General features: G+C 57.9%; 18 protein-coding genes and 1 pseudogene. 8 read left to right on the top strand and 11 right to left on the bottom strand.

All coding sequences use genetic code 11. The features are described 5' to 3' along the window. Positions 1-19 precede the first annotated feature (19 nt). The 3 genes from ASG68_RS08395 to ASG68_RS30340 form a co-directional block, all read right to left on the bottom strand. Entirely contained in the window at positions 20-673 is a 654-nt protein-coding gene (locus ASG68_RS08395; RefSeq protein WP_062609354.1) for an SOS response-associated peptidase family protein, read from the bottom strand. 6 nt (positions 674-679) lie between these two features. Beyond that, positions 680-997: a hypothetical protein gene (locus tag ASG68_RS08400; RefSeq protein ID WP_062579217.1), complete on the bottom strand. Its 318-nt coding sequence runs from the start codon at positions 995-997 to the stop codon at positions 680-682. A gap of 444 nt (positions 998-1,441) precedes the next feature. Then, positions 1,442-1,801, bottom strand: a complete 360-nt coding sequence (locus ASG68_RS30340) for a BA14K family protein (protein ID WP_244484148.1) — start codon at positions 1,799-1,801, stop codon at positions 1,442-1,444. A 503-nt stretch (positions 1,802-2,304) separates the two neighbouring features. Here ASG68_RS30340 and ASG68_RS08405 point away from each other — a divergent pair. After that, positions 2,305-2,676: a hypothetical protein gene (locus ASG68_RS08405; protein ID WP_062579215.1), complete on the top strand. Its 372-nt coding sequence runs from the start codon at positions 2,305-2,307 to the stop codon at positions 2,674-2,676. Between the two features lie 132 nt (positions 2,677-2,808). On the opposite strand, the gene traA is transcribed toward ASG68_RS08405, so the two are convergent. Beyond that, positions 2,809-6,126 carry a Ti-type conjugative transfer relaxase TraA gene (gene traA / locus ASG68_RS08410; protein ID WP_062609356.1) on the bottom strand — a complete coding sequence of 1,106 codons (3,318 nt, stop codon included), beginning with the start codon at positions 6,124-6,126 and terminating at the stop codon, positions 2,809-2,811. 387 nt (positions 6,127-6,513) lie between these two features. Between traA and ASG68_RS08415 the strand changes: the two genes are divergently transcribed. Continuing rightward, positions 6,514-6,813, top strand: a complete 300-nt coding sequence (locus ASG68_RS08415) for a hypothetical protein (protein WP_062579211.1) — start codon at positions 6,514-6,516, stop codon at positions 6,811-6,813. Positions 6,814-7,055: 242 nt separating this feature from the next. After that, a pseudogene (locus tag ASG68_RS08420) lies at positions 7,056-8,385 on the top strand (type IV secretory system conjugative DNA transfer family protein); the annotation flags it as partial. Between the two features lie 352 nt (positions 8,386-8,737). Here ASG68_RS08420 and ASG68_RS30350 read toward each other — a convergent pair. After that, entirely contained in the window at positions 8,738-8,947 is a 210-nt protein-coding gene (locus ASG68_RS30350) for a helix-turn-helix domain-containing protein (RefSeq protein WP_082499498.1), read from the bottom strand. A 152-nt stretch (positions 8,948-9,099) separates the two neighbouring features. Between ASG68_RS30350 and ASG68_RS08425 the strand changes: the two genes are divergently transcribed. The 3 genes from ASG68_RS08425 to ASG68_RS08435 all read left to right on the top strand — a co-directional run bounded on the left by ASG68_RS08425 (position 9,100) and on the right by ASG68_RS08435 (position 12,097). After that, positions 9,100-9,783, top strand: coding sequence for a hypothetical protein (locus tag ASG68_RS08425; protein ID WP_082499477.1), 684 nt, complete (start codon positions 9,100-9,102; stop codon positions 9,781-9,783). 235 nt (positions 9,784-10,018) lie between these two features. After that, positions 10,019-10,513, top strand: coding sequence for a hypothetical protein (locus ASG68_RS08430; protein WP_062609358.1), 495 nt, complete (start codon positions 10,019-10,021; stop codon positions 10,511-10,513). 495 nt (positions 10,514-11,008) lie between these two features. After that, positions 11,009-12,097: a GSU2403 family nucleotidyltransferase fold protein gene (locus ASG68_RS08435; RefSeq protein ID WP_062609360.1), complete on the top strand. Its 1,089-nt coding sequence runs from the start codon at positions 11,009-11,011 to the stop codon at positions 12,095-12,097. A 170-nt stretch (positions 12,098-12,267) separates the two neighbouring features. Here ASG68_RS08435 and repC read toward each other — a convergent pair whose 3' ends face one another. The 6 genes from repC to ASG68_RS08470 all read right to left on the bottom strand — a co-directional run bounded on the left by repC (position 12,268) and on the right by ASG68_RS08470 (position 18,517). After that, positions 12,268-13,482, bottom strand: a complete 1,215-nt coding sequence (gene repC / locus ASG68_RS08440; protein ID WP_062609362.1) for a plasmid replication protein RepC — start codon at positions 13,480-13,482, stop codon at positions 12,268-12,270. A gap of 199 nt (positions 13,483-13,681) precedes the next feature. Next, positions 13,682-14,686: a plasmid partitioning protein RepB gene (gene repB / locus ASG68_RS08445; protein WP_062609364.1), complete on the bottom strand. Its 1,005-nt coding sequence runs from the start codon at positions 14,684-14,686 to the stop codon at positions 13,682-13,684. Next, positions 14,683-15,897, bottom strand: coding sequence for a plasmid partitioning protein RepA (gene repA, locus ASG68_RS08450; RefSeq protein WP_062579199.1), 1,215 nt, complete (start codon positions 15,895-15,897; stop codon positions 14,683-14,685). Before repA ends, repB begins: the two co-directional genes overlap by 4 nt. Before the next feature lie 410 nt (positions 15,898-16,307). Further along, complete coding sequence (locus tag ASG68_RS08455; protein WP_244484149.1) at positions 16,308-16,547, bottom strand: DUF736 family protein; 240 nt, start codon at positions 16,545-16,547, stop codon at positions 16,308-16,310. Positions 16,548-17,724: 1,177 nt separating this feature from the next. After that, positions 17,725-18,072 (bottom strand): hypothetical protein, encoded by a 348-nt coding sequence (locus tag ASG68_RS08465; protein ID WP_062609368.1) that lies wholly within the window; start codon positions 18,070-18,072, stop codon positions 17,725-17,727. A gap of 91 nt (positions 18,073-18,163) precedes the next feature. Beyond that, positions 18,164-18,517, bottom strand: coding sequence for a ParB/Srx family N-terminal domain-containing protein (locus tag ASG68_RS08470; protein ID WP_062609370.1), 354 nt, complete (start codon positions 18,515-18,517; stop codon positions 18,164-18,166). A 541-nt stretch (positions 18,518-19,058) separates the two neighbouring features. Between ASG68_RS08470 and vapB the strand changes: the two genes are divergently transcribed. Together vapB and ASG68_RS08480 are read left to right on the top strand one after the other, a co-directional pair. Continuing rightward, complete coding sequence (vapB, locus tag ASG68_RS08475; RefSeq protein ID WP_062579191.1) at positions 19,059-19,295, top strand: type II toxin-antitoxin system VapB family antitoxin; 237 nt, start codon at positions 19,059-19,061, stop codon at positions 19,293-19,295. Further along, positions 19,295-19,696 (top strand): type II toxin-antitoxin system VapC family toxin, encoded by a 402-nt coding sequence (locus ASG68_RS08480; protein WP_062609372.1) that lies wholly within the window; start codon positions 19,295-19,297, stop codon positions 19,694-19,696. The genes vapB and ASG68_RS08480 overlap by 1 nt, the downstream gene beginning before the upstream one ends. Positions 19,697-20,466 lie beyond the last annotated feature (770 nt).

Here is a 20,466-nt window from a genome sequence, read left to right on the forward strand (position 1 = left end):
TCGGATTGGCGCGGATCGATTACAACATAGAACGGTTTGAGCGGCTTAGAATAGCTGTTCCCGGCGGGCTGCCGCTTTGCCAGCGGTCGCGAGTTTCGAGAACGTCAAAGTCTTCGGCGGGCAAAGGCTCGCGGAACTGGAACTTGATGACGTCCTGAATGTCACCGGTCAGCCAGTGTTCGTACTCGTTGGGCCTCAAAAGGACAGGCATGCGCTCGTTCAGCGACCGTACCTTTTCGTTTGCCTCGCCTGTCATGCCCGCGAACACGGCGCCGAACTCTGGCGTATTTCTGCAGAAACCAGCCCAGGCGACGAGCGGTTGCCGATGAAGGCTGAACCAGGTTCTGGTCTTTCCGCCTTTCGGCCCGTCAGGATTTGCGAAATGCGTCAGCGGGATCAGGCACCGATAGCGTGGATCGACGACCGTCTGCTCCCACATGACATTGGTCAGATCGGCGACAAGGCCAAGCCGGGTGGGCGGACCATCCCGTGACTTGCGCGGGAAACCCCACGGAACAGATTTGAGGACGCGCACGCCATTCTTCTTGAAGACGATGAGCCCTGGCATTCCCTCGATCGTTTCGCTCGGCACGTCTGTTGCCGATTGAACATCGACCGCGAATTCCGCGACAACCTCTTCAATGCTCCTGGTGATGGCGAACAGACGGGACATCTGTGACTAACCTCGATCGACGTTGAGGCGACGAAGCCGGCCGATCTCCGCGGCCAGCATCAACATGCCGGCGCTGACGATGACGGCGACGGTATCGCTGTGGTCGGCCGCCTCGGCCAGTGTTGGCATATCCACCATGAAGGCCGGCTCGACGGGAATGATCTCTCCACGGACCACGAGTTGCGCCCGCTTATTGGTGGCGGCCTCAATACCTTGCTCGATCAGCCGGCGCCGTTCCGTAAGCGTGACATCATGGATCGCGTTGGCCGCGGTCTCAAGCGCCGTGATGATGTCCGTCGATACGGTTCCCTCGACTTCGCTCAATGGAAATTCCTCGATTTCACCCGCAAGGTATCAATATGAAGATCCGGAACATAGATGTCTCTTGTCTGGACTGTGATCCTCTGCCTGAGATCATCGATGACCCGAGTATTATAGGCGCGCGACATCGTTCACAGGCCTCCTAGGCTCGCGTTGGGTGGGGCTTCATGTCCCCCGAAAACGGCTGACGTTCCCGTTCTGTTCCGATCAAGTGGAAGAGTCAAGGCGGCGAGATTTGGGTTTTTCTGATCGCAGGAGGCCATTGGGCGGAAAATCGAAATGAATCAGGAATCGAAGCGCCTCGACCAGATGGCTGGTTCGATCGACTTTTTAAAAGGCTGCGGAGACTTGGCCGGAGATTTACAGATTGAGCGGGAGGCAGCGAAGCCACCAGTTCCAAACGCTGGTACCGTGTATTCGCCCAGTGTAGTATCTCACCTCGGCAATTTAATACGGCGAACGACAGGCAACACGTTGACCGGAGGGACTGGCGTAGGAGTTGTCTGTCGCGTGATAGGATCGATAACGTGTTGCGCACCAGCGGATGTGAAGAATGTCTTCCGGAGACAGTATCGACGTATCACCTTGCACCGAATTAGCAGGAGCGCCGGCGAAGGCCACAGCACCGTTCGCGCCGGAAGCAGGAGCGCGACCTTCCATGATGTGAAATGCGCTTACAGGCGTCACCGTTGATCCCAGCATCAGACCGGTCAATACAAGTGAGGCGAAGAGCGTTAGTTTCTGCGGCATGGTATGTCCGATCATCTGTCTGACCTGAAAACGAAAGCGTTTCGGAATTTGTTCCAAGATGTCCTGGCGCCCACAGCTCCCCGAGAGTCTATAGCCAAAGATCGTCACCAGCGTGAGACGTGATCGCCGACACGACCGAGGGGCAAAGACATATTGAAATACCTTATTTAAATTGCCGGCGATCAAGCCTACCGTCAGGCTGTCTACCTCATACCAGAACAGGCGACGACGACCACTGAGGCGACAAGCGCGCTCGAAGATCCAATGCAGGTGAAGCCGTGTCCCGTCTAAACCATTCCCGTCAGATTCTGGTTGTCGAAGATCAGCCCATGATAGCGATGGACTTCGAACATGCCCTGGACCAAGCGGGGTTTTCAACCAAGCTTCAGTTCTCGAACACCGGCGCGCTGACTTGGCTTTACACACATAAGCTAGATTTGGCGATCCTCGATATCGGGTTGCGGGAAGGGTCAAGCGACCGGGCTAACTGATCGGCAAAGCCGTCCCATTGAAAATGCGCTTCATCATCACGACTTCAGTTCAGAGATCGGAGCCCCACCATGCTGTATGTCATCGTCGCCATGTCCATCATCGTTTGCACGTTTTTCGTGGGGCGCTTTTTCGCGGCGAAAACCCGGCTGGTCGAGCAGGCGATCGAGGCAGCAATTGCTCGCAAGCTGTCGATGTCGCCAATGGCCGTTGAGCTTGGACATCTGAAGGAACAGAACTGCGTCATGCGCAACTTGTTGATTGACATGCTTGAGAATGAGGGGTCGGTCACGCCTCCCGCAACGAAAACGCCTGCTGAGCACGATCGTGCCGTTAAAGCCAGAATTCGGCGACGGCGCGAGATTTTCGGTGAGGCGGTGTTCCTTCTTCAGCAATCGGGCCATCCCAAAAGCAAGATCCAAGACCTCAAGATCAACGGATAAAGGTGTGACGGATTTCTTCGAAAGGTCGTCATATATTTCACGTCTCATCCATTGCTGGCCGGCACGGGGTTCAAGACCCCGGACCTAGCGCCCCGGTCCCTCAAGATGGCGGTCGGCAGGGCGAGCAATAGTTTACATCCCCAATCCCAACCCCTTGTTGAGGCTCCGCTTCAACTCGTATTGGCGCGACAGCTCAGCCCGCTGCGCCCGGTCGGCAATGCGGGCAACATCTTTGATCCGATCAAGCGTACCTGCAACCTCCGGCCCAAGCCGCAGGTTTTCCTGTTTCGCCCCCCGGAGATCGGCACTGCCAAAGCGCTGTTCGAGTGCATTGACCACCTTCCTGGCTTCCTCGAGCGCATGCTTTCCGTCCGGTGTCCCCGATATCTGCTCGAGGAATATCGGCTTTTCGCCCTGGGGTAGGCCATCAAGCTGCTTCAGAAGGGCCTCGCTGCGCGGTGTCAGGCCCGGCACCTCGACGACATCCCGCTTCTCGCGGTTCCAGGCTTCAAAATGACGCTCCGCCTCCAGGCGCCGCTCCCAGGTCCGACCAGCTGATGCAACGTGATTGCTGAGCGCCTTGGCGTAATGGCGCGCGGCTTTGCGTTCCTTGTTCTCGCCCAGCAGCCCGGATTTGCCACGCAATTCCCCGAACTGCTCCGGACGCTCGGCAACCGATTTCCCCAGCGCGTGCCCCTCCATGCCCTTGTCGACGGTGGCAACGCTGAGCTTGGCGGCAACACCATCCGGATCGGCGTAGACATTGCGACCAATGGAACGCACCACCTCCATGGCCCTCTCAAGATCCGGCAGCGCTTTCTCACGGGCCACATCCTCTACGCTGCGGGAGTGTTTCGTCAGCGCCGGCACAAGCGGCTCGACCTTTTCGCCCGGCATCTCGACACCGTGCCCACTCCGCTGCGCCTCGGCTGTGGCTGATGGCTGACGAGCGGCCTGCGAGCGAACGCGCTCATCGTTAGCGCTGTCGTGGGCCGCAGGCCGCTCGTCAGCCCGACCAGGCGAGAGGCCAACGGCAATCTCGCTGCGGACACCGAACTCCTCCGCAAGCCCCCGCCGCTCGGCAAAGGCACGGGTATAATCGAGCGTTGTTTCCTTCGCCCCCGATCGGTCCATGCTGGCGCTGAGCCCCTTCATATCCTTCAACTCGTCGCGGCCGGCATAGAGCTTCACGCTGTCACGATGGCGCGTCATCGCCACATAGGTCAGATGCCGATCCATGGTGCCGGACGCCATGACGAAGGCGCGATCGACCGTCGCCCCCTGCGATTTATGAATGGTCGTCGCGTAGCCGTGGTCAAAGGCTTGGTAACTATTGACCGGTATGGATACGGCACGGGCATTGTTCTGTCCTGCGCCGTCGAGACGTATTTGTAGTGCATCCGGCTCGACGGCCTCAACCGTTCCCAGCATGCCGTTTTTTACGCCGAGGTCGCGATTGTTTTCCAGCAACACGATCCGGTCGCCTGGCGCGAAGGACCGCTTGCCGTCATTGGTCTGATAGACGATTTCACGGCCAAGCTCACTCTGCTCTTGCTCCCCTCGTGCCAGCCTGCCGCTGTCCTGAAGCAATACCCGGATGTCGGCATTGATCGCCCGGACATCGACCCGACGATGCGCCAATGCAATCCGGGATCCTGAGGGACGCTCCTCCAGATCAGAGAGATAATCGCGGACCAGACCTGCTCGCGCCTCATCCCGGTTGTCCGAGAAGTTTAAAGCACCCCGATCGGCATAGGCGGCAAGACCCTCGCCCGTGCGATGCGTGGCAAACGCAATCGACGCCTCCCGCTGCCAGCCCTCGCTCTGCCGGCGGATCTCGGAAAGCTCGACCGCACCGACGCGCTCGGCAATCGCCCGAAACGGAGATCCTGCCCCGATCGCCTGAAGCTGCTCGTGATCGCCGACCAAAACCAGCTTGGCGCCACGCGCCTCGGCCTCGATTACGAACCGGGCGAGCTGCCGGCTTCCGACCATGCCGGCCTCGTCGATGACGAGAACATCGCCCCTACCGAGTTGCCCCCTCCCCGATTGCCAACCATAATCCCAGGACGCCAAGGTGCGCGAAGCGATACCTGAGGACTCTTCAAGTCCTTCCGCCGCCTTGCCCGCAAGTGCCGCACCATGAACCCGATACCCGTGCCGCTCCCAGGCATAACGCGCAGCCGCAAGCATGGTGGACTTGCCAGCGCCGGCAAAGCCGATCACGGTTGCCACCTGCTCGGGACCCGTGATGTGACGAACGGCCACGCGCTGCTCCTGGCTCAAACCGGATCGCTCGATCGCCCGCTCCCGATCGGCGAGCAGCATGTCGCCGCGTTCCACTTTCCCAGACAGTGAGGCAGCCAGTCTTGCCCGGATCGCATCGTCCTGTCGGCTCACTGCTTGATCGACATGATGTCGATGAACGCCATGGTTGGAGGACTGTCCCATCCGGCCGGCACTCGCGGCCATGGCGTGCTCGATCTCCAGCATCTCCCGCGTCGAGTATCGCGCCAATTCGCCATTCTGCTCCGGCTGCAACTCGACCAAAGCCGGCGATGCCATGACCGCCGCAAAAGCATTCTGGAAACCCTGGCTGTCGTCGATGTAGCGATGCAGCGCCCGCGCAACATCATGCCGGTCGAACACGCTCTTCTCGCTGGTCAGGATCGATAGCACCTGCTCCGGCTTTTCCCGGATCAGTTCCGCGTTACGGCGTGCCGCCTTCTCGTCGATCCGCGTCCGCGACACCTCCAGCCCACGCCGATCCATCTGCGAGGCAAAGACACCCATATGCTCGGTCGGCTCAACCTCCAGCCCGCGTTCTTGATGCGAGCGGTGATCAATCCGGACATCGAGCCCCGCCCGCACCAGCTGACGGTTGGCGTGGTTCTCCCAGGCCTGCCGGATATCCCGCACCTGCATGTGCGACGTCGGCTGATTATGATTCAGCAGCCACTTGTTCTCCCGCTCGATCAGCGTCTTCTCACCAAGCCCTTCCGGACCGACCGTCCGGGTCGTCATCAGCACATGGGCATGGAAGTTGCGGACATCGCCTTGCGTGTGGGGCTGGTGAATGGCGAAGTCCACAGCGGCGCCATAACGGTTCGCGAGATCACGAGCAAAGTCTCGCGTCAGTTCCAGCCTCTGCTCTCCACTCAGCTCATGCGGAAGGGCGATCTCGAACTCCCGGGCCACCCGCGCATCCCGACGTTTCTCGGCATGGTCAACCGCGTTCCACAGGCGAGACCGATCAAGCGCCCAATCCGCTTCCACACCGTCGGGAAGAACGATCTCGGCATGCTCTACGCCCTTCTTGCGGGTGAAGTCGTGCACCAGGCCGTCGCGCTCATTCAGCATCATCGTTGCAGTCCGATAGGCGGCAGCGGCCACGGCGCTACGGCCGCCGCTGCGGGCTATCGGCTTCATGCTGCAATGGTAGATCGCCAAACGCGGTTTGCCCTTCCCGATATGCAGATCGGCGACTTGAGTTGCGCAGCAACTCGTAAGTGCGCCCTTGGAACTCCTTTCGCTTCGCTCTCTCCGTAAGGGATTGCGCCAGGCGTAACCATTGTAGGATCCTACAATGGTACCGGTGCTGCGTTGTCCTGTAGTCTTGGGACGAACGAGGACGCGTCCATGAAACAAGCACGTCGCGCATCACTGGCGTTGATGATGGACGGCCATAATGCCTCTCCGCAGATCGTCGTTGGTCTCCTGCAGAGATTGCCAACGACGGGACGGCCAGTGTCAAACCGGCGGGCCGCGGCCAACCCGAAAACAATCCTCGTCCGTCTCACGACGACCTCGGCGGGTGCTAGAATTAGAGGGATAAAGATGGCGCGCAAAACGATCGAACAGCGCATCTTGGAACTGGAAGAACGCAAGAAGACGCTCAAGGCGCGGTTGGGAAAGCAGGAGCGTGCCCAGGACACCCGCCGCAAGGTTTTGCTCGGCGCTCTTGTGCTGTATCGGCTGGAGAATTCCAACGACGCAGACTTCACCCGGCGTCTCGGCGACTGGCTGCGCAGGGAGCTGCCGGGTTTCCTCACGCGCGATGGCGACAAGGCCCTGTTCGACGACATCCTCCTGCCGGCGTCATCGCCTGAAGGGTCCACCCACGGAAATCCGGAATGACGTTTTCCCGTTTCCTGAAGTTGGTCATCAAGGCTCCCGTCCTGGCTGTCGGATGTGCGATCGTCGGCGTGCTGTTTTCTGCGCTGCTGCTGTTGACGACCTTTCTCATCCATCTGATTGGTGGGCTTGAACATGGGCAGATCAGCCAGCTCGTTCAGGTCATCGCCAAACATCTGCCGCTGGTGTTTGCTGTGGGTGGTTCCCTCTCGGCATTCATGACGGACGTTCCCATCTCCTCCGTGTTCGGCTCTGCCCGTTGGGCGACGGGCAGGGAGCTGCAGAAGCTTTCCACAACAGATGATGGCCTGCTGATCGGTCGCGATCCGGAGACTGACGCGTTGCTGCGCTATGACGGGCCTGCCCATCTGCTAACCATGGCGCCGACACGAACCGGCAAGGGTGTTGGCGTCATCATTCCCAATCTGCTGACAGCCGAGCGTTCGGTGATCTGCGTCGATCCAAAAGGAGAAAACGCCAGGATCAACGGTCGCGCCCGTGAACAATTCGGGCCGGTTCATATCCTCGATCCATCCGGCGTCACGGGCGAACATTCTTTGTCCTTCCAATCCCCTCGATATGCTCGATCCCGACGAGCTCGATATGGCGGAAGATGCCAATACGCTGGCTGACGCCCTGGTGTTCGATGTGCCGGGCATGGCGGGTGACGCGCATTGGAACGAGGAAGCCAAGACGCTCATTGCCGGGCTGATCCTCAAGATTGCCGTGGCAGAGTTCCCAGGTCGCCGGCACCTTGGAACGCTGTGCGAATATCTGACGCTTGCGCCTGAGCGGTTCTCGGTTCTCCTGGCCCGAATGCAGGATATGGACGAGGCCAGCGGGCTGATCGCGCGCGCCGCCAATCGTCATCTTGGCAAGTCGGATCGGGAGGCGGCCGGTGTTCTGTCGGCCGCGCAGCGCCACACCCATCTCCTCGACAGTCCTCGCATGACCGTGGTGCTTGGCCGATCGGCGTTCCGCTCTGCCGATCTCAAGCGCAACAACGCCACGGTGTTTCTGGTCCTGCCGCCAGATCGGCTCTCGACCTATTCAAGATGGCTGCGATTGCTGATCACCCAAAGCCTCACCGACATGGCCCGCAATCCCGCCTCCCCTGCCCTGCCCGTGCTTTACCTGCTCGACGAGTTCGCCGCTCTCGGCCACCTGGCGCCGATCGAACGGGCCATGGGCCTCATGGCTGGCTATGGCGTCCAGCTCTGGCCGATCCTGCAGGATACCCATCAGCTGCGCGCCACCTATGGGCAGCCCGCCGGCACGTTTCTGTCGAATGCCGCCGTCCTTCAGGTTTTTGGGGTCAACGATATCGACACAGCCGAACTCATTGCCCGCTCGATCGGCAAGACGGATGCGCAGTACATCACCAGATCCTGGAGCGAGGGCAAAAACTCGTCCTCCGAACACATCTCGGCCCGCGATCTCATCAACGCTGACGAAATCATGCGACTACCGGAAGACAGGATGATCCTGCTCAGACAGGGGCAGCGGCCGGCATGGGTCCGCAAGCTCCGCTATTATGCCGATCCGGAATTCAAAGGGGCCTTCGATCCAGCATGAGCGACGAGATCGAACATTTATTTCAAACGCTGGTCTTCGCTCTCGGCGTCTTCATCGACAGCGATGCAAAGAAACGGCAGCGTAGAGCGTAGGCCTGTCAGGAAGCCGAGCTCGTTATCGCGGTGATCCCATTGAACAGTGGCGACGCCCGTCCCCGCATCGAGGCCTGTTTAAAGCGGCTGGACGCTGAAAGCCGTTGTGGAACGCATCTACGAGCGAAATCTACCGGGATGGAGAAGCTGCAAAAGGTCACAGACCAGGCGAGCACGTTTTCAACCCTCGCCACGCCGACACGGCACTGAGACGAACCAGTACGATCATGGGCACTGTGCTTCAAGCCACCTCTATGTGTCTACTCTTTCGGTTTGGAGAAGCGGACCCCAACGCCACCACCATTTTCCGGGATGAATTCCAGGCCTGCGGCCTCGAACGCGAGGCGTAGTGCCTCAAGTGTCGCGGGATAGCCCGGACGGCCGGCTTCAATCCGAGTCACGGTAGCCGCGGTAATGTTAGCTCGGCTTGCTAGATCGCGAACGCCCCATCTTAGTGCAGCTCTCGCCATCCGGACTTGATCGGCATTCAACATTATAACCTTGACATAATCTTTGAATGATTCAAACTCTCTGCGACCGACATTTGGTCACGGCAGCCACGCAGGTGCTTGCGACACCTTACGTGGCCTGACCGCAATTCAAGCTTGAGGGAGCTCGGATCATGGCTGATTCTGAGAATAGCAGAACTCTGCCCGCAATTGCCCGCAGAAAACGTAATCCAAAGGGATGTGCGGCAGAAAAATTGCCGCCCACAATCGACCGGCGAAACCTTCTCCCCGTTGCCGCACGACTGCTCAGTGCACGTGTCGTAGAAGCCGATGGTGAGCAAAGAGCGCCCGGTCCAACACCTGTGAGAGAATTGTGGCCCCAATGGTACGCACTCTATCAGCAGCAAATGCGGGCCTGTCGCTTCAGAAAAAAGCTTGAAGCCGAGATGGTGGAAAATTCCGCCGGTTTGTCGGCGGCGCTGCAAATTGATGGAGCGGATCGGCCGGTTGCCGCTCACCCCATTGCCGACATCCAACGATTGTCCTTCCAGCTGGACGCTGAACAGATCACCCAGGCACGCGCCGAACTTCGGCAACGTCGAAGATTATGGAGAAATCCCGACCGACGGTTGGTGTATAGTGCCGCTGTTGCCCTGGAGCAAGACCTTGCCCAAGAGGCGGGGATAACAGGTCGTGTCATGGGGCTTACAAGGCCGTCTTCGCTGATCGAACTGACCGCAAAGCTCCATTACCTGATCGTCACGCAAGATCCCGCCCTGAAACTCAAAGCGACCCCTTGGCCCGAACTGCGGAGGATGTTGAAGGATCTCATCCTCATGGATCTGAGAGGATGCTGAGTAACGTCACCAAACCGAACTTGGCGAACGTTCGAGCACAGGGCACGTTCTTGTCGGCCCCGACCGAAAATCCAGGTGCAGAAAGCTTGGATCATGACTGATTCAGAAAACAAGAGAACTTTGCCTGCGATCCCGCGCAGGAAAATGCTTCTTGCCGCAACGGCGTATCTAAGCGCCCTGGCCCCCGGTGTCCAACCCCTCCAGCGATCAAGAAGGCGTTGCCCCAGGAGACGCGTTGGCACTTTGGCGCGCCTGGTACGACGCGAATGAAGCAGGGAAGAGGCTATGCCATCAGCAACAGAGACTGGAAACGGAAGTCCTGAAATCCGCCGGCGGTTTTCCAGTCCTAAAGCTGGAGATACCGGGCGAAGCCAAACCCGTTGTCACCCGCACCTGCCAGGAAATCGACAGCTGGTTACCGGGGGCAGCAATGGCGGAAGCAAGGAAGACGGCGAAAGCCGAATTGGCGGCCAGGATCAGGAAATGGAACGCTGCTGATGAACAGTTCGGCTATAGCAGAACCCGTAGTGGGGAAACCCAAATTGCGGGCATTCAAGAAGCTTCGGCAAACTCCCTGTGGGAGGCACCCGCTCTTACAACCTCGGACATCATTGCCAAGCTCCATGCGATCATTGAAACAGAGGACCCCGGCTCTCAATTGATGGAAAGGCCATGGCCGCAATTGCAGATAATCCTTGCCGACCTCGTCCGCATTGACCATCCCGCATGATCAATACTGGCTGGTAAGCTACAAGACAGACCTCATTTGCGAGCACGATCACCATCCCGAAAGTGATGCTTTGAAGGATCCTTATCCGCTTTGCGCGCTTCCGTCCCAAGCGTAGCTCATGCAGATTTCCTAGATCGAAATAGTTAAAGCCTGATCGGCGCTTCGCGAAAGCGGTGCAGCAATACTTCCCGGCTATGGCTGTGGCGGTTCAGCGGCTCATCGGCAACGGGCTTCGACGGCTTCTTAAGGATACGGGCGTCATCATCCCGCGCCTATGCTTTCGCGATCGACTGGTTACCAAGCGGGAAACCACCTAGATTACCTTTAATTCAAAGTAAAACAAATGTTACTGTACCCCCTGTTCTGCACGCGTTTGCAGGGAGTGACAACCCATGGGACAGTCCGGCGACAGTCCTTATGACAATCCCTCCCCTTGTCCTGCCCCTTTGTTCGTTATACCTTTCTGCAAATAAGGTATAACGGATCGAACTACCCATGAAACAGATCGACATGATGTATCAGACGATGCTCGCCGAACTTGGTCAACGCTCGATAGATGCAGCCTGGGCGGCCGACTTTCCGCCGGACGGGCGGTTTACTCCGGTCACTGTGAAAGAGAGGCGCTATTGGTACTTCGATCGCCCGGACGGCGCGGGCGGTCGGATTCGTCGGTATGTCGGTCCTGCAGATGATCCGGAAATCGCAGCCCGCGTCGAAAGGTTCAAAGCTGAGAAGGACGATCTGCGCGCACGACGTCGCATGGTCTCCTCCCTCACCCGCGAAGGCGGCATGATCGCGGCCGACCGCATGTCGGGCGATGTCGTTGAAGCCCTGGCTGCCGCTGGCCTCTTCCGGCTGCGTGCGGTTCTGATCGGAACCGTGGCCTTCCAAACCTACGCTGGGATCCTGGGGGTACGCCTGCCCATGGCCGCGATACTCACGGGTGATGCCGACATAGCGCAGGACTATGCAATCTCCTCCGAGGTCGGAGACTCCCTGCCCCCTATTACCAACATCTTGCAGGCGATAGATCCCACATTCCGGCCAGTGCCTCATGTCTCCGGAGCAACGGCGTCCTCCGCATTTCAGACGGCTTCCGGCTACAGGGTCGAATTCCTGACGTCGAACCGGGGATCGGACGACCATATCGGTCAGCCTGCGAGCATGCCTGCCCTCGGCGGTGCCAGTGCCGACCCGCTGCGCTTCCTCGACTTCCTGATCCGAGATCCTGTGCGGACGATACTCCTCCACAAGTCCGGTGTCCCTGTGACAGTCCCAGACCCTGCCCGGTACGCTGTTCATAAGCTCATCGTCGCCTCACGTCGCCGCACAGACGGCCTGAGCGCCTTAAAGCGCGAGAAGGATATCCGACAGGTGGAACTCCTAGTCGAGTCTCTACAGCAGACACGTCGCGTTTCCGACCTGGTCCTCGTCTATAACGAGGCATGGGAGCGTGGCGAACGGTGGCAGGCTGCCATCCAGGCGGGCGCAGCCATGCTATCAGATCAGAGCCGGGACCGTCTCAGGGCCTGTCTCAGGACAGGCGCATTAGATATAGGTGAAAACGTCACCATTCCGTTCTAAGGATATCCTGATCAGACAGTCTCACCCACTGCGCGTTTTGAGCATGCAAAATTGATTAGGCGATCGGTATCGCGGACCTCATCGTGGCCGGCGGTCCAAGACCGCAAAAATAGGCCGGACATATTGCTGCATCGTCCTCCCTCTGTTTGTCGGGATCGTAGGGACTGTCCCTAACCCGCCTTTGCGACGGCCGAACCATTTGCCCGTAACAACGCCATCAACATCGGACCGAGCGAGAACTCGCCATTCTCCGCTCGTCGGGTGAGATCACGCAGATAACCACCGGCGGAATTGATCTGCCCTCCCCTCTCCAGGATACAGGCCATCGCCGCGGCTGCATTTTCCGGCCCCATGATTTCGCAGGCATTTTGGTACGCCGACGGGCTAACGCCTAGCATCGACCGGACAACGACGGCCGCCGCCATCATGTCGCGCCAGCTGCCGACGGCACCTCCAGGCCCGTACATTGCTATATCGGGGCACGCCTTCAGCACCATTCCAAGTGGGAAAGATTTTATCGTTTCACTCGCACGTCCGATGGCGTCGCTCGGGTTTGCGCCCTTGCCCGTTTCAGAGCCAAGTTCAGATTCATGGATGGAATCGGTATTTGAATTCTGTACGTGGCATTCAATATGAACATCATTGCTGTCTGTTTTTTCTGAATTTACCTGCATTTCCAGCAGATTGACGATTTCATCGCGCAGCATCTCCATGTCTTCGAGAATTGGCTCCAGATCGCCAGCCTGCGGCGTGCGCGGAAGCCGCGTGAGAAGCCCGATGAATTGCTCTTCGATCATTCCCCAGTCCCCTGACGCTCCCTCCTCTATTGCAGCCGAGATCAGCTTGCGCACATCCCGCCGGCAGATCGACAGACGTTCTTTCAAAAGGCGGAATGCCTTGCGATCCGCTGCCACCTGCTGGGCCATGTGGGCAAGTTCGGCGGCGCGGGCAAGCATCGGCGCCAGGCTGAAGCCGAAAGCGTCTTCCACTGTACCAGCCTTGTCTTTGTGGGCATAGCGCTTGCCGTTAGGGCTATCCTTGCGAATGATCAGGCCGGCATCCACGAGTGCCGCCAGGTGCCGGCGCAGGGTGGTGCCGGTGATGCCGTGCGCACGCACCGTCAGTTGATTGTTCGAGGGGAAGACGACCAAGCCCTTCTCCTCGCCCAGCTGCTGGTCGGGATAGAACGACAGGAGCGCATTCAGCACTGACAGCGCCCGGTCCGTAAGACCGAGTACAGCTCGAGCTTCACAGGCGTCGCGAAATACTTTCCACTTGTCGACCGAACGACCGATCCTTGTTTCAGCCGTTGCCATTTGGCCTTTCACCAAGGCAAGCGTCATCGGCCGCCGCCCAAAGGGCGTCGTCACACTTCGTACCTGCATCTTCTTTCACCTTTCAAAAGGCAAAAGAAACCTGCTCACCAAAACGATGCCAAAGACTCTTGACTGCGATTCGTGAAAATGCGATTCTCAGATTGCTACATGTGAGGAAGGCTTCCACGACGGAAACGTTTGGGGGGCCTTTTTCTTTTGCGGTTGTCTCTCCTTCGACCTTGCTCAATTCTTGCTGTGACCCCCCGCCCTATTGCGCAGGGTCGGCCGATTGATATTCGCGCATCAGATCCGGCATTCGATCCGCCAGCCAGCGCGCAAATGCTGCCTCTTTTTTGGGAATGACTACGGTCGTCCCAGAAGACGTAGACTTCATACGCCCGAAAACTCTTTCGTTAAGAGCGAAGTCACGGATCTCATCCTGAGCTTTCCCATCGCCGTGCTTAGATATCTCATTTGCAGCTCTGATTGCCTGCGCGATCCGCTCCGCTCCGTCTGCTTGCTTAAACTCTGGTGTTTTAACAATCCGGCGAACGGCCTCGGCTTTGTTTAAATCCTTCAAGATATCCGCAAATGCAGTCCACTTGGGGCGGCCCACGCCTTTTGCACGACCAATAGCGTACACAATATCGTCTGGAACGATGTCGGTGACCCGGAACAGATGCGAAATAGCCGCCTCAGACAAACCAAGGATGGGGCATATCGCACGATGAGAGAGCCCTGCACTTTTTAGCTGCACGGCCCACATTGCCTGCTCAATCCAGGTGAGGTTCTCCCTAACGCCGTTTTCGAGAGACTGCTCCTCAATAAGCTGGCGATCTGTAAGATCACGGACGTATGCCTTTATCTTAACAGCCTCCGGTCTTTCGGCGTCCGCCATGATCGCCTTGACCGCCGCCCAGCGACGGTACCCGTAAGCCAGCTGATAATGATCGCTCTTCGTTGGATGCGGTCGGACAAGAATTGGAATTTTTTGCCCTTCGCTTGCAATCGATAACTTCAGCGCCTCAAGTTCTTTGTCAGCCTCTTCGTCATTTTCAAAACGATCCTTGTAAGGAGAGCGCTCCACTTTCGTCGGATCAAGGGAAATAATGCTGTCCTCGGTCAACTGCGAGAGCACTCTTCCCACGTTTGAAATGACCGGCGATGAGTGGCGTCGTGAGGGAAAAGCCTTGTCCAGCGCTTCAGGGGCTTGGGCCGAATCACCGCGGTTTTCGGCATCCGCTGCCATTCGTTGAAGTATGCTCTTTTTCATGCACTACGCCCCCAAACCTTGTGGATCAGGTGAAGGATCTCGAAGTTAACACGATCTGCGCTTTCGATCGCTCGCTTCAGCGCCTCCCGACCAACCTCCCCGACCTCAAGCTCGTAAAGCGTTTTTTTAGCGACGGCAGCGCCGGCAATAGCAGTCGACTCCAGAGCCTCCGACACGAGTACGTCATCGCCAAAAAGACGTCGCATGACCCCAGACATGTACTTCTGCGGTCCGTCGTTCGGATTCACACGTGTCAGAAGGAACCGGAAGAAATCATGCTCAAACTGGGCGCCGAACTGGCCCAGCGTCTCGGAAAGATCGGAAATCATGATTAGAAATTGATTGCAAGACGCCACGTCGAGCATTGCTGGATGAACCGTCACGATCAGCGACGTCGCAGCATACAGTGCCGCGAGTGTCGAATAGCCAAGTGAGGGCGGTGTGTCGAGAATGACGATGTCATAACGATCTTCCACACGCGCCAGCGCATTGCTTAGCCGTTCGAAAAAAAGACCGAGGTCGTCCCTATTCCTCTGCGTAAGGTAGGAAGGGGTGTCAAACTCGAAGTCCATGAGTTCGAGGTTTCCTGGCACCAGATCGACGCATGGGAAATAAGTTGGTCGAATGACATCTGCCAAGGCTCGGCGCTCGTTGTCATAGCGTATCGCCGCATAAGCAGTCTCATTTTCTCCGAGATCAAATTCTGGTTGGATACCAAAAAGCGCCGTCATGGACGCTTGTGGATCCAGATCCATGCACAACACCCGGTAGCCCTGCAACCCGAGGAAATGGGCCAGATGCATGGAGGTCGTCGTCTTCGAACTTCCCCCTTTGAAATTTGCAGTGGCGATTACCTGCAGCTTCTCGCCCTTACGGCGGTACGGCAAAAGCTCACCGGCATCATCCGGACGAAGGGTAGCGAGAAACGAGCGCAATTCTTTCACCTGGTCAACCGTATAAGTGCGCCGATTGTTCTCGGCGCGCTCCGGTACAGGGCCCTTCCCTTCGATTGTTAGTTGCCGGAGAGTGCTTTCAGGTACTCCCAGCAAGCGGACCAGATCGAGGGTCGAGAATGTTCTCGCGAATGTTTTTCGTGCGGCTGGCGGATAGACTGCTTCGCGCATATCTTGAAGCTCCGCCGAAAGCTTCGACGTATACGCCTGGATCTTCGATGCGGTATCTCTGACGTTATGAGAAGCCGAGTAAAGCATTCAATCCCCTTGACGGTTATGGTCTCGATACGCGACCCTTACCGTCAGAGATGTCAGAGAGACTCCGATTCTTCAAGGAGTTTTTCGTTAACGAAAAGTTAATACCACCAATCACTGGTGCAGACTTTACAATTGTAAAGTTCAGCGCGACCTGTAGCTCCCACCCGGGCGGGCGGCAAGCGAGAGGGCGGCGTTTGAGCACCCATCGATCTGTATCAAAAGCGGGCCATCGGCGCCAACAGCGTAGCACTGTAATGCGTGTCTGCCGTTCAGGCTGGGCGCCCCAGGAGATCGTTCAGGTTCGGCCCTTTGCGGAGCCGCACCTCGCTGGATCAATTCCAGGGAATGACGGACATCAGATCATCGTCGTCTTGGCCCGGGAAGCGCCCGAGATTGGCAGTGAGACGTCCTTATCCAGTATTGACCGAGACGGCGTAGTAGCCACCGCCGTTCTGATGGATCTTCTTCCAGATACCGCCGATTTTTACGGAGCGTCCCCTAGGGGTCTTGGCAAGGATGCGGTAAACGGGCGCGTTCGGGTTGGTGCTGCTGATTTCTTCGTCGGTCAAATCGATGTCATTAGCCATGGATACGTTGTTGCCCGAGAGGCCAGTATCGGTGAAGCGGATGAAGTTTACGAGGTCGGACATTGATGTATCTCCTTTGTTCGCGTTGCCGATGGACACAACAAAGGAGCGGCACCAGGAACGGCCGCACCAAAAGGGTCGCAGCACCTGAGAGCGGAACGATTTTGCAGCGCGAGGAGATTTGTAGAATCGGGGAAAATCGTTCCGATCGAGGGTTGCGGGCGTGACGACCGACCTTAGTGGTCCATCTGAAGGCATCGCTTACAAAGGAGATCAAGCAGATCTATCCGGATATAAACGCCGCTAGTTTCACCGAAACCGGCATCGCAACTCTCGACGCCAGACGCAGCTACCTAACATTGACCAGGAGATTAAACACCACTTCGCGCAAGAACCGTCGACTTCTCCCAACGACACTAGCAGAGAGCTGGGGCTCATACGGAACTGGCTGAATCTGGGAAGAAGACCGATCACGCAGCGGGCCCATCGAAATATAGATCGGCTCCACCAACGTGCCATCCTCGGAGCCTCCCCTGACAAGATCCCTGGTTTTCAAGACAGGAACATTAATCGCGCTAACGATTGACAGCTGCTCGGGGTTGCGAGCACGATCACAGTAGGAGAGATGAAGATTTATTCCTTTCTCATTTAACGGAAAACCGTAGATGGCGGGTCCGACAACAAGCCACATCATGCGCACCCGATCACATGCGGGCACATCCAGCCAATGTCGCACCGGAAATAAACGCTCGCGCGAGACAGGCGCTCCCGTTAGTCCCGCGCTGGGCGATGCAATCCGGATGGGAGCCCGGAGCCAGCCGGCCCCAACAACCAGCCTGTCCGCGACCAGTACGGCTTCTGTCTTTTACCCGCTGCCTTCACGGATATGCTTGCGTCTACGCCCTTGGCTTCCGCCACAGCGAGAGCAATGCTCTGCCGATTGATGATTGAAATAGCTGTCGGCGGTCGTCTCGAACCAGTTGGTCATCCGCACATTAAGCGCACGACCAAGCCCGTTTGCCTGCTCGATACCAGAGGCGGTCAGTGAATTTCTTCTCCACCGCATTGACAGAGGGGGCTGCGGCGTAGGCAAGCAGGAGCAGCAATTCTTCACGGCCCTGTGAAGGGCACCAACCAAACAGGTCGGCAGGATTTCCGGGGATTTTATGCCCATAATTCTCCTGTAAGCTCTCGAAAGCGGTAACCGCCTTCTGGCGATTTCTTCGCCCCTTCGACGCGCTCATAAGTTAGCGACACTTGCAGGGCGCCTTTGCTCGGACACATAGCCGGTGTAGGCACGCAGCAGCATGGCGTGAACGACGGCGGCAAGCGCCACATCGGGATTGTGGACCAGCTCGACGCGAAGCGCTGCGGTCTTCTGTGCCGTCAAGTCCTCGAACAGGGTTGCCGGGTGGGTAAGCTTCGGACTGTCATCCTTGGCTTTAGCGCTTGCGGGGGCGTCACCGTTTTCGCCGTCGTCCTCGTCTCCGCCCTCGTCCTCATTCCTGACGATGCCGATCGCCACTTCCAGCTTGCCGTGATAGTTGACATACAGCACGACGCAGCTTCTCGCTTTGTCTTCGGCCAAATAGGCTTCCTTGTTTCGGAAAGCTCGTCCAGCCGCCGGTTGATCGCATCAACGCGCTCGTGTGCCCTCTCCTCCTCAGCCTCGTTGTCGATTATTTCTGCCAGTTCATCATGCTCTTGGCAAAGCGCGTCGTATTCACCTTGAACTTCGTCGGAAATCGTCGGAAACCATGAAGGCGGAAAGTTGCTCGAAGGTCATCTCCTCCTTGCGGTAGAGGTCCAACAGTTTGGGTGAGATCCGACAGCAGCATCAAAGCCCGTCTGCGGCGCTCACCAGCTGTCACAAAATAGCGGCCCTTCTTTTCAGCGGTCCGCACGACTAGGTTTTGCAGAATGCCGTTGACCTTGATCGATGCGGCAAGCGCCTCAATGCTGTCAGCGGAGTAGGTTTTGCGGACGGTCGTGGGGTCTGCATCCAGCTTGTCGATGATGATGGTCGTCGTCATGTCTTCAGTCTCCTGATGTCCCGTTTCCTTTGGTCCGAAGGACGTGCTCACACGTTCCTCGGAACGAAGGGAGGGGGCGTAAGTACGCTGCCGGTAGGGTGGGGATCGGGTCATGGGTCGGGCGGGGAGAAAAAACGGAGGGTTCGGCGCTTTGGCGGTGAAAGCCGTTTTTTCTTCCCGGTCGACAGCGCCCTGGCTCGTTTGCCCATTGGCGCGAGCACCGACCTATCGTAAGAGCGGCATGTTACGGAGAAGATGCGCATACGCTTCTCGCGGATGCTCCTTCCAGATGTAAGCGCGGGTCGCGCTCTCAACTTCTCGCCCTTTTGTACGAGAACCCGCCGTGTAAGAGATCGTAACCCCGAATTGACCAAAACCGTTTACGGATTCGGTGGAGCAGAACACTATGCGGCACAGTTGAGCCCGGCTCGTGCGTTACCCGTCATCACAGCCAAAAACACATCGCCACTGTGCACACGAGGGATGTACATTTGACGAATAAACGGCTAATGTACATCCACGTACACACGAGGATGATAGAATGCACACCACAAAGGCTTTCAAGAATGGAAATTCGCAGGCCGTGCGTATCCCGGCCGAACTGGCGTTTGACCGGACCGATGTCGAGTTGGAAATCGAGCGCGTCGGCGACGAAATCCGCATCCGTCCTGCGCATCGCTCCCTGGCCGGCGTTCTGGATGTATTCGCCCGCTTCTCTCCGGATTTTATGCCTGACGGGAGAGAGACCCATGAGCAAGACGAGCGGGATAAGATCTGATGGCGCGCTACATGCTCGATACGAACATGTGTATCCACCTGATGAAAAACCAGCCGGAGCAGGTCGCTCGCCGCTTTGCCAGTTGCTATGTGGGAGACGTGGTGATGTCGGCCATCACCTTCGCCGAACTCGAGTACGGTGTATCCGCATCTGATGATCCCGCACGGGAACTTGATAATCTTGCAGCCTTGGCTGAACTGATCACGGTAGAGCCGTTTGGGATTGCAGCAGCGCGTGCCTATGGTCCGGTTCGAATGGCGACAAGAGACCGGGAGAAAGATCATCTCGACAAACTGATTGCGTCGCATGCAATCGCTCTGGATACGATCCTGGTTACCAACAATACGCGCGACTTCCTCGCGTATCCCGGACTGAAGCTCGAAAACTGGCTAGACGCGTAACGCAGAGAAACCAGTTAACCCGTCCCAGCGGCTATGCCGGGAGGGGCAGCAGGGGAGGGGGGGCCTTGCCGGCTTCGTGCCGCTGCGAGTGCCAACGAACAAAGCACGGTCAGCGAAAAACGAAGAGTATCGGAGAAATCAGCATAGCGCGGCTCCAAGCGGGATTTCGGGAATTCTCGACGCGCAGGGAGCGGAAAAAAGGCAGTCGCAGGAGCCTCATAGTGGCCCGAAGGGGAGGCGGGATTCGACTGCCGCCGCACGCTGCGCACCGGTTGCATGGGGCGGAAACCAAAGAAGCCGAACGTTAAAGACCACCGTTTTCCACCAAGCTCCGGAAAAGCTACGGCGCTATTGGGGAGCGCGGGTTTCCTCCGCTTGGCTGCGCTCGCCTTTTCGGCTCGTTCCGGCCGCAGGCGCGCTGTCCTACGGCGCTGCGGCTGGAAAACGGTCCACAATACCTCGGAGTGGACGTCAGGATGGCTGAAGCGGCCGCAGCGAGAAACCCGGGACAGGGGAGGGGAGGCAAAGCGCCACCGCTTCTGGCGACACCTTACTCGAGAGGGTTCAACCCTTCAGCGCTGCCATCCTTTCGCCGAGCAGCCAAAGCGCCTTGTTGAGTTTGATATCCTGGTCGATGCCGTTGACGGCACTAGACTTTATACGGCTCGGCCTTCGAAATCATCCCGTCAGACACCACGCAAACCGCCCTTGATGGCGTTTTCCTGAGCCACGTTCCAGCCTGTCCATAGATCGTCGGCGCGATCATCGTG

It is taken from the genome of Rhizobium sp. Leaf453 (assembly GCF_001425605.1).
Classification (GTDB): domain Bacteria; phylum Pseudomonadota; class Alphaproteobacteria; order Rhizobiales; family Rhizobiaceae; genus Pararhizobium.

What these genes read in the sequence shown, in the direction of transcription:
- ASG68_RS08425 (WP_082499477.1), top strand. Translation starts at nt 9,100, where the DNA reads ATGGCTGATTCTGAGAATAGCAGAACTCTGCCCGCAATTGCCCGCAGA.
- ASG68_RS08455 (WP_244484149.1), bottom strand. Translation starts at nt 16,547, where the DNA reads ATGTCCGACCTCGTAAACTTCATCCGCTTCACCGATACTGGCCTCTCG.
- ASG68_RS30350 (WP_082499498.1), bottom strand. Translation starts at nt 8,947, where the DNA reads ATGGCGAGAGCTGCACTAAGATGGGGCGTTCGCGATCTAGCAAGCCGA.
- repC (WP_062609362.1), bottom strand. Translation starts at nt 13,482, where the DNA reads ATGCAGGTACGAAGTGTGACGACGCCCTTTGGGCGGCGGCCGATGACG.
- repA (WP_062579199.1), bottom strand. Translation starts at nt 15,897, where the DNA reads ATGCTTTACTCGGCTTCTCATAACGTCAGAGATACCGCATCGAAGATC.
- ASG68_RS08415 (WP_062579211.1), top strand. Translation starts at nt 6,514, where the DNA reads ATGGCGCGCAAAACGATCGAACAGCGCATCTTGGAACTGGAAGAACGC.
- ASG68_RS08405 (WP_062579215.1), top strand. Translation starts at nt 2,305, where the DNA reads ATGCTGTATGTCATCGTCGCCATGTCCATCATCGTTTGCACGTTTTTC.
- ASG68_RS08470 (WP_062609370.1), bottom strand. Translation starts at nt 18,517, where the DNA reads ATGACGACGACCATCATCATCGACAAGCTGGATGCAGACCCCACGACC.
- ASG68_RS08395 (WP_062609354.1), bottom strand. Translation starts at nt 673, where the DNA reads ATGTCCCGTCTGTTCGCCATCACCAGGAGCATTGAAGAGGTTGTCGCG.
- vapB (WP_062579191.1), top strand. Translation starts at nt 19,059, where the DNA reads ATGCACACCACAAAGGCTTTCAAGAATGGAAATTCGCAGGCCGTGCGT.
- ASG68_RS08480 (WP_062609372.1), top strand. Translation starts at nt 19,295, where the DNA reads ATGGCGCGCTACATGCTCGATACGAACATGTGTATCCACCTGATGAAA.
- ASG68_RS08435 (WP_062609360.1), top strand. Translation starts at nt 11,009, where the DNA reads ATGAAACAGATCGACATGATGTATCAGACGATGCTCGCCGAACTTGGT.
- repB (WP_062609364.1), bottom strand. Translation starts at nt 14,686, where the DNA reads ATGAAAAAGAGCATACTTCAACGAATGGCAGCGGATGCCGAAAACCGC.